This window comes from Salinicola sp. (genome assembly GCF_982684285.1).
Genome location: NZ_CEXLVS010000185.1, coordinates 1 through 8180 on the forward strand (window position 1 = coordinate 1; position 8180 = coordinate 8180).

The following is an 8180-nucleotide window of genomic DNA, read 5'->3' on the forward strand; positions in this document are numbered from 1 at the left end:
AGCCAGGAAGCGGGCGATCGCACGGCCGGAGATTCCCAGCCCGCCCACCAAGGTCGGCGGCATGCCCGGCTCGGCTGACTCTGCCGCGGCAGGGGTTGCCGGCTCGGCGGATAGCGAATCGCTCATGGCGTCAACGCAGCTTCAATGTCGCCAGCCCCAGCAGGACCAGCATGACGGTGACGATCCAGAAGCGCACGATGACGCGGGGCTCCGGCCACCCTTTCAGTTCGAAATGGTGGTGCAGCGGCGCCATGCGGAAGATGCGTCGGCCGGTGAGCTTGTAGGAGCCCACCTGCAGGATGACCGACACCGTCTCCATGACGAAGACGCCACCCATGATGAACAGGACGATCTCCTGGCGAACGATGACGGCGACGATGCCCAGCGCCGCCCCCAGCGCCAGCGCACCGACGTCCCCCATGAACACCTGCGCGGGGTAGGTGTTGAACCACAAAAACCCGAGGCCGGCCCCGGCGATGGTGCCACAGAACACGGCGAGTTCGCCGGCGCCCGGCACTTCGGGGATGTGCAGATAGTTGGCGAAGACGGCGTTGCCGCTGGCATAGGCGAACACCGCCAAGCCCATGGAGACCAGCACCGTCGGCATGATGGCCAGGCCGTCGAGGCCGTCGGTCAGGTTGACCGCGTTGGAGCTGCCGACGATGACCAGATAGCTCAACACGATGTAGAACAGGCCCAGCGGAATCACCACATCCTTGAACAGCGGCACGATCAGGCTGATCTCCACCGGGCTCGCGGCCGTGAAATAGAGGATCAACGACGCGCCGAGACCGATTACCGACTGCCAGAAATATTTCCAGCGGGCCGGCAGACCGCGCGGGTTCTTCTCCACCACCTTGCGAAAATCGTCGACCCAGCCGATGGCGCCGAAACCCAGCGTGACCGCCAGTACCAGCCACACGTAATGGTTGGTCAGATCGCCCCACAGCAGCGTACTGATCGCGATGGAGACCAGGATCAGCGCACCGCCCATGGTCGGCGTGCCCGCCTTGGAGAGGTGTGACTGCGGACCATCGTCCCTCACCGCCTGACCGATCTGACGCTCGACCAGACGCCGGATCATCTGTGGTCCCATCCACAGACTCAGGAACAACGCCGTCAGCGTGCCCAGGATCACGCGCAGGGTGAGATATCCGAAAACATTGAAAGCACTTTGAAAATGGGTAAGCAGTTCAGCCAGGAAAAGCAGCATGAGTCAGATTCACCTTGAGGCATCATCACGCAGTGCGGCAACGAGTCGTTCCATGCCGGCACTGCGCGAACCCTTGACCAGCACGCTGGCCCGGGAAGGAAGCTGATGCTGGGCGAAACGCTCGAGTGTCGCCCAGTCATCGAAATGACGGCCTTCGTTGCCGAAAGCCTCCGTTGCGGCACGCGCGGCCTCGCCGTACGTACCCAGAAAATCGAGTCCGAGATCGTGCGCCAGCCGACCGACCTCGGCATGCAGGCGTTCGCTCTCGGCCCCCATCTCGCCCATCGGTCCGAGGAAACACCAGCGCGGCGCCGGCAGCGACGCCAGCGTCTCGAGTGCCGCTCGCATCGCACCGGGGTTGGCATTGTAGGTGTCGTCGATCACGCGGCTATCACGCACCCCGTCGACCACCTGCATGCGCCCCGCCATGCTCTGGCAGGCCTCGAGCCCGGTCACGATCTCGGCGCCGCAGAACCCCAGCGCATGTGTCGCGGCCGCCGCGGCCAGCGCGTTGCGCACGTTGTGTCGCCCCATCAAGGCCAACGAGACGCGCACCGACGTTTCGCCCGGCAGGGAAAGCGTGAAAGCATAACGCCCACCCGCATCGCACACCAGATCGTGAGCGGTGACGCTGGCGTCGCTCCCGATGCCGAAATCGATCACTCGGGCGCGCCCCGCCAGCGCTCGCCACACCGGAAAATAGCGCTCGTCCCGATCGAGGACGGCGCAGCCGTCCATGGCCAGGCCGGCGAGAATCTCGCCCTTGGCCTGAGCGATCTGGCCCATGCCGCCGAACTCCCCGACATGCGCCCCGGTGACGTTGGTGATGACCGCCACCTGCGGCTTGGCCAGCGCGGTGGTCCAGGCAATCTCGCCCAGGTGGTTGGCGCCCAGTTCGATGGCCGCGTAACGCTGCTCGGCATCGAGCTCGAGCAGCGTCAGCGGCGCGCCGATGTCATTGTTGAGATTGCCGCGCGTGGCCAGCGTCGGCGCCCGTCGCCGCAGGATCGAGGCGAGCATCTCCTTGACCGTGGTCTTGCCGCTGTTGCCGGTCACCGCAATCAGCTTTCCGCCCCACCCGAGCCGGTGCGCCCGCGCCAGCAACCCCAATGCCAGCCGGGTGTCGGGTACTTCGACCTGTGCCAGCGGGTCGGCGACCGGTCGTGCCACGACCGCGCCCACGGCGCCTTTCTCCCGCGCCTCGGCGAGGAAATCGTGAGCGTCGAAGCGTTCGCCCTGCAGCGCCACCAGCAGATCGCCGGGGCGAAGAGCGCGCGTATCGGTGACGATACGGGACACCTCGACGTCGGCGCCGTTCAAGGTCGCGCCGAGACGCGAAGCGATGCCGCTCAACCGGTCGTTCATGCGGACGCCTCCCGCGAACGGAGGCAACGGCTCGCCACCCCGACGTCGCTGAAGGGGTGGCGCATGCCGGCGACTTCCTGATAATCCTCGTGACCCTTGCCGGCGATCAGCACGATGTCCTCCGCCGTGGCCGTCGCGATGACGCGCTCGATCGCCACTTCCCGACCATCGACCAACCAGCTTTCCGCCCGAGCCTCCGGTGACAGCCCGGCCGCGATCTCGTCGCGAATGACTTGCGGGTCTTCGCTCCTGGGGTTGTCGTCGGTAACGACGATGCGATCCGCCAGCTTCTCCGCGACCGCCGCCATCAACGGACGCTTGCCGCTGTCACGGTCACCGCCACAGCCGAACACGCACCACAGTTCGCCCCCATCCCGGCTCGGCAGATGAGCGCGCAGCGCGGCGAGCGCATTCTCCAGCGCATCCGGCGTGTGGGCATAGTCCACGACCACCACCGGCACCCTGCCGGCATCGTCTCGCGGCAGCCGTTGCATGCGCCCCGGCACCGGCCGCAGCGTAGCGGCGGCCTGCCAGAGCGACTCCAGCGGATGGCCCAGACCGTAAAGCGTGGCGATCGCCAGCAGTGCGTTGTCGAGGTTGAAACGCCCCATCAACGACAGCTCGAGGACCCCTTCGTTCTCCGGCGTGGCAACGATGGCGCGCAGGCCGTTCGGCAGCGCTTCGCAATCGACGACACGCAGCGTCGTGGCCTCGCCACCCCCGGTCGCCAGGACTCGAGTACCGCCCGGCAGACCCGCGAGCATCAAGCGTGCCAGGGGATCATCGCCATTGACGACGGCCAGCCGAACCGAGTCTCGCCTGAAAAGCCGGGCCTTGGCGGCGGCATAGGCCGCCATGCTGCCGTGATAGTCCAGGTGATCGCGACTCAGGTTGGTGAAGACCGCGGCATCGACCCTGGTATCGCCGAGCCGCTCCTGAGTCAACGCGTGCGACGACACCTCCATGGCAACGACCTCGACGCCAGCGCCGGCCAACTCGCCGAGCATCCGCTGCAACGCCAGCGGGCCCGGCGTGGTCTGCAGCGCAGCGCGGACTTCGCCGGGCCGACCATATCCCAGCGTTCCGATCACCGCAGCCGGGGTGCCGAGGGCTTCCAACAGTGCCGCAATGTAATACGTGACCGAACTCTTGCCGTTGGTACCGGTGACGCCGATCAGTTTCAACGATTCCGGGACCGCGAAGAGCCGTCGACCCAGCGCGGCCAGCCGAAGCGCCAGCCCGGGCAAGGCGAGAACGCGCTCGTCGGCAGCCCAGGTCGCATCCAGCGCCTCGGCCTCGCAGAGCACACCGACCGCACCGGAATCGAGCGCCTCGGAGATGAACTGCCGAGCGTCGACACTGACGCCCGGTACAGCCAGGAACAGGTCGCCGCTCTCGATCTGGCGGCTATCCTGCGTCAGCGTCAATTCGGCTGCGCCCGAAAGCCACGATGCCAACCGCGACGGTTCCGCGGCGCTGCCCGAAGGCGTAGCGACATCAGGCCAGAGCTCGGCCAGTGCAGTCGCTAGCCGCGCGGCATCGATTCTCATGGCGCAGTCTCCTCCTGCGGCGCGTCGGGGGGCACGTCCAACAGGCGCAGCGCGCTGCCCACGACGCGACTGAATACGGGGGCGGCGACCAGGCCGCCGTAATAGTCGCCCTTCTTGGGATTGTCGATCATCACCACGGTAACGATACGCGGGTTGGAGGCCGGGGCAATACCGGCGAAAAGCCCCCGATACTCGGTTTCCTGGTAGCCGGTGCTGGTGACCTTGCGCACGGTGCCGGTCTTGCCCGCGATCTGGTAACCGGGAACCATCGCCAGATGGCCGCCGGCATTGGGCTGCACGATCTTTTCCATCATCGCCAGGAGCTCGTGCGCCACGGTGGCCGAAATCACCTGTTCGCTCTCCGGATCGCCGTTGAGCTTGAGCAGCGAGGGCGACAGGCGCTTGCCATCGTTGGCGATGGCGGTATAGGCGCTTGCCAGTTGCAGCGGCGTCACGGCAACCCCGTAGCCGTAGGCCATCGCCGCCTGGGCACTGCGCGGCAGGTTGGTTGGCGACGGCAGGCTCCCGCTGTTCTCTCCCGGGAACCCGGTGCCGGGCGACTGCCCCAGGCCAAGCTCGCGATAGCGATTCCAGATCGCGTCCTTGGGCAGCTCCAGGGCAATGTGGGACATCCCGATGTTCGAGGAGTGGAGCAGAATCCCGGCCGGCGACAGTTTGCCGTAGTTACGAAAATCGCGAATGGTATAACCATCCACCCCCATCCAGCCGGGCGAAGTGTCGATGATGCTTTCCGGCGTGAACTTGTCGGAAGCGAGCGCCGCCGACATGGCGAGCGGCTTCATGACCGAGCCAGGCTCGATGGCGTCGGTGATAGCCTGATTGCGCAGGCCGCGGACATCCACGTCGCTGCGATTGTTGGGGTTGTAGGAAGGCAGGTTGGCCATCGCCAGTACTTCGCCGGTCCGCGCATCCAGCATCACCAGCGAACCGCCGTCGGCGTCATTCTTGCGAATCCCCGCCGCCAGTTCGCGATACGCCATGTACTGCAGGCGCAGATCGATCGACAGCGTCAGGTCACCGCCCGGCTTGGCCTCGTCGATCAGGTGCAGGTCGCGAACCAGATGACCCTTGCGATCCTTCAGCACGCGCCGCTTGCCCGGCTGGCCGGTCAGATAACGGTGGTAGGCCAGCGCGAGCCCTTCCTGCCCCTTGTCGTCGACGTTGGTCACCCCGACGAGCTGTGCCGCCACCTCTCCTGCCGGGTAATAGCGCTTGTACTCGTCGCGCGAGTAGACACCGGGCATCTGCAGATCGAGCGCCGGCTTGGCGGCGGCGGGCGTCAACTGACGGCGCAGATACATGAACTCGTGGTCGGAGTAGCGCGAGATGCGATCTGCCAGCTGGCCGGGATCCACCTTGAGCGCCTTTGCCAGCAATGTCTGCTGAATGGGGTCCTTCGGCAGTTCCTGAGGATTGGCCCACAGCGTGATCACCGGCGTCGAGATGGCCAGAGGATCACCGTTGCGGTCGCTGATCATGCCTCGATGGGCGCCGATGGTTTCGACGCGCAGGGTGCGCGCATCGCCCTGGTTCTGGAGAAAACTGCGGTCGATGACCTGAAGGTAGACCACCCGGCCGACGAGTGCGGATAGCGCGACCAGAATGACGAGAAGCATGAACCAGTAGCGTCCGGCCCCCAAGGGGGCATCCGGCCGGCGGCTCCTGGCTGTCGCGGCGCGTCTGGACGCACTCATGGATGAATCACCTTCACTTCATCGACGCTCGGGACACGCATGTTCAGGCGTTTGGTGGCCAACGACTCGATACGGGCGGGAGAAGACCAGGTACTCTCCTCGAGCAGCAGCCGTCCCCACTCCGTCTGCAGCGAATCTCGCTGGTTCTCGAGCTTCTGCAAGCGCGCGTACTGGACCCGGGTCAGATGAGAGGTGCTGATGATGGCCAGCGCCGTTATCAACAGCGCAATGATGACCACACCCAGCAGAGCGGAACGTGGATCCAGGCGTCGGGCGAATGGCCAGTTGCCCAATCCCAACCCACTGCGTCGTCCTTGAACGGCCATGTTGCTCCCTATTCCAGCTTCTCGGCGATGCGCATGACCGCGCTGCGCGCGCGAGGGTTGGCGTCGATCTCGCTATCGCTGGCACGCATCGCTTTGCCTACCGGCTTGAGCCGCTTGTGAAGTTGATCCTCGCGTACCGGCATGCCGCGGGGCAAGTGCGTATCGCCCCTGGACTGGTCACGGATGAACCGCTTGACCAGCCGGTCCTCCAGCGAATGAAAACTGATGACGACCAGGCGCCCCCCCACCTCCAGCGACTCCAGGGCGACGTCCAGCGCCCGGGTCAGCTGTCCCAGTTCATCGTTAAGGTGAATGCGAATGGCCTGGAACACGCGGGTCGCGGGGTGCTTCCCCTTCTCCCAGGCGGGATGAGCTGCCTTGACGATTTCGGCCAGCTGATGGGTACCGACGATCGGCGTCTCCTGACGCGCGGTGACGATGGCGCGTGCGATGCGCTTGGCGAAACGCTCTTCGCCGTAGGCCTTGAAGACCCGCGCCATCTCCTGGTCACCGGTGCGCGCGATCCACTCGGCGGCACCGATCCCGGAGGTCGGATCCATGCGCATGTCCAGCGGGCCGTCGCGTAGAAAGCTGAAACCCCGCGAGGGATCGTCCAGTTGGGGAGAGGAGACGCCCACATCGAGCAGGATACCGCTCAACCGCCCTGACGCACCGCACGCCTCGGCATGGCTATCCAGCTCGGCGAACACGCCGCGGCATACCGTCAAGCGCGGGTCGTCGATCTCGGCGGCAACGGCCAGCGCGGCGGGATCGCGGTCGATCGCGATCAGCCGCCCCCGGGCATCGAGCCGCGAGAGAATCGCCCGGGAGTGCCCGCCGCGCCCGAAGGTGCCATCGAGATAGATACCGGAGGGCGATTGCACGAGTGCGTCCACCGCCCCATCGAGCAACACGCTGGTGTGGCGAAAGTCGGAACGATTCGCCGCACCGCCTTGGGGTGCCTGTGGAGCGTTGTCGCGGTGCAGCATGCGTATCTCGGTGTTGAACGGCAAAGAATCGGAGAGGGAGTCGGCCGATAAGCCGGGTTCTGTCTAAGACAGTCATTCATCTAGGAAACGCGTCGCCACGTTTCTCGAGCAACCTACCCGGATCCAGCGCGGGCCGCGCCAAAGGATCCCTATTTGGTCTTGCTCCAGGTGGGGTTTACCGTGCCACGCACTGTTGCCAGGCGCGCGGTGCGCTCTTACCGCACCCTTTCACCCTTACCGGCAGCGAATCGCTGCTTAGGCGGTCTACTCTCTGCTGCACTAGCCGTCGGCTTGCGCCGCCCAGGCGTTACCTGGCACCTTGCCCTATGGAGCCCGGACTTTCCTCCCCCGGACATGCCGGCGGCGACTGTCTGGCCGACTCCCAAGCGCGCAAGAATAACAGCCCCCCGAGACCCTCTCAAGGCAGCATTGACGCGTCAGGCAAAAGCTTTTGCCGACCCCGCCAAACCGTCTCCCAATGCCGACACCGATTCAACGTCGGCGACAACGAAGCCAGCCTCCGGATCGTCGATACGGGATGGCGGCGCGTCATCCCTCCGACCTGATCGACAACGCCATCTGATACCAGTGCTTGCGCCGTCCGCCCAGCAGCCGGACAGCAATGGCCGCCGCACTCTTGACCGCCACTTCTTCCGCCAGCATCGCGCGAAGCAGCGCCTCGCCCTCGGCATCGTCGGCGGATGCCTCTTTCACCGGCGCCCCCGCCAGCATCACCACGAATTCGCCCCGCGCCTGATCGGGATCGGCATCCATGATCGCCAACAGCTCGTTCGCCGATCCCTCCAGCAGGGTCTCGAAGGTCTTGGTCAGCTCACGTGCCAGCACCACCTGGCGATCCCCGACCACGCTGGCGAGATCATCCAGCAGATCGCGAATCCGGTGGGGGGACTCGTAGAACACCCTGGTCTCTTCCCGCGAGGCACCGGCTTCCAGCCGCTTCCGGCGCGCCCCGGACTTGGCGGGCAAAAACCCCTCGACGGTGAACCTGTCCGTGGGCAGGC

7 protein-coding genes and 1 other RNA gene are annotated in these 8180 nt (G+C 65.8%); all 8 read right to left on the minus strand.

Annotation, left to right across the window (positions count from 1 at the left end):
• Positions 1–130: 130 nt before the first annotated feature.
• On the minus strand, positions 131–1213 hold the full coding sequence (mraY, locus tag AC3AYF_RS15055) for a phospho-N-acetylmuramoyl-pentapeptide-transferase (protein WP_295036529.1): 1083 nt from the start codon (positions 1211–1213) through the stop codon (positions 131–133).
• A 9-nt stretch (positions 1214–1222) separates the two neighbouring features.
• On the minus strand, positions 1223–2578 hold the full coding sequence (locus AC3AYF_RS15060; protein WP_295036530.1) for a UDP-N-acetylmuramoyl-tripeptide--D-alanyl-D-alanine ligase: 1356 nt from the start codon (positions 2576–2578) through the stop codon (positions 1223–1225).
• On the minus strand, positions 2575–4128 hold the full coding sequence (locus tag AC3AYF_RS15065; RefSeq protein WP_295036531.1) for a UDP-N-acetylmuramoyl-L-alanyl-D-glutamate--2,6-diaminopimelate ligase: 1554 nt from the start codon (positions 4126–4128) through the stop codon (positions 2575–2577). Before AC3AYF_RS15065 ends, AC3AYF_RS15060 begins: the two co-directional genes overlap by 4 nt.
• Positions 4125–5843, minus strand: a complete 1719-nt coding sequence (locus tag AC3AYF_RS15070) for a peptidoglycan D,D-transpeptidase FtsI family protein (RefSeq protein WP_487779934.1) — start codon at positions 5841–5843, stop codon at positions 4125–4127. Before AC3AYF_RS15070 ends, AC3AYF_RS15065 begins: the two co-directional genes overlap by 4 nt.
• Entirely contained in the window at positions 5840–6169 is a 330-nt protein-coding gene (gene ftsL / locus AC3AYF_RS15075; RefSeq protein WP_295036533.1) for a cell division protein FtsL, read from the minus strand. Before ftsL ends, AC3AYF_RS15070 begins: the two co-directional genes overlap by 4 nt.
• Positions 6170–6177: 8 nt before the next feature.
• Positions 6178–7158, minus strand: coding sequence for a 16S rRNA (cytosine(1402)-N(4))-methyltransferase RsmH (gene rsmH / locus AC3AYF_RS15080; protein WP_295036535.1), 981 nt, complete (start codon positions 7156–7158; stop codon positions 6178–6180).
• Between the two features lie 32 nt (positions 7159–7190).
• Positions 7191–7541, minus strand: an RNA gene (gene rnpB / locus AC3AYF_RS15085) — RNase P RNA component class A.
• 166 nt (positions 7542–7707) lie between these two features.
• On the minus strand, positions 7708–8180 hold a 473-nt coding region (locus AC3AYF_RS15090; RefSeq protein WP_487779935.1), incomplete at its 5' end, for an SAM-dependent methyltransferase.

Coding starts and splice junctions, on each gene's coding strand:
- mraY (WP_295036529.1), bottom strand. CDS start 1,213: ATGCTGCTTTTCCTGGCTGAACTGCTTACCCATTTTCAAAGTGCTTTC.
- AC3AYF_RS15060 (WP_295036530.1), bottom strand. CDS start 2,578: ATGAACGACCGGTTGAGCGGCATCGCTTCGCGTCTCGGCGCGACCTTG.
- AC3AYF_RS15065 (WP_295036531.1), bottom strand. CDS start 4,128: ATGAGAATCGATGCCGCGCGGCTAGCGACTGCACTGGCCGAGCTCTGG.
- AC3AYF_RS15070 (WP_487779934.1), bottom strand. CDS start 5,843: ATGAGTGCGTCCAGACGCGCCGCGACAGCCAGGAGCCGCCGGCCGGAT.
- ftsL (WP_295036533.1), bottom strand. CDS start 6,169: ATGGCCGTTCAAGGACGACGCAGTGGGTTGGGATTGGGCAACTGGCCA.
- rsmH (WP_295036535.1), bottom strand. CDS start 7,158: ATGCTGCACCGCGACAACGCTCCACAGGCACCCCAAGGCGGTGCGGCG.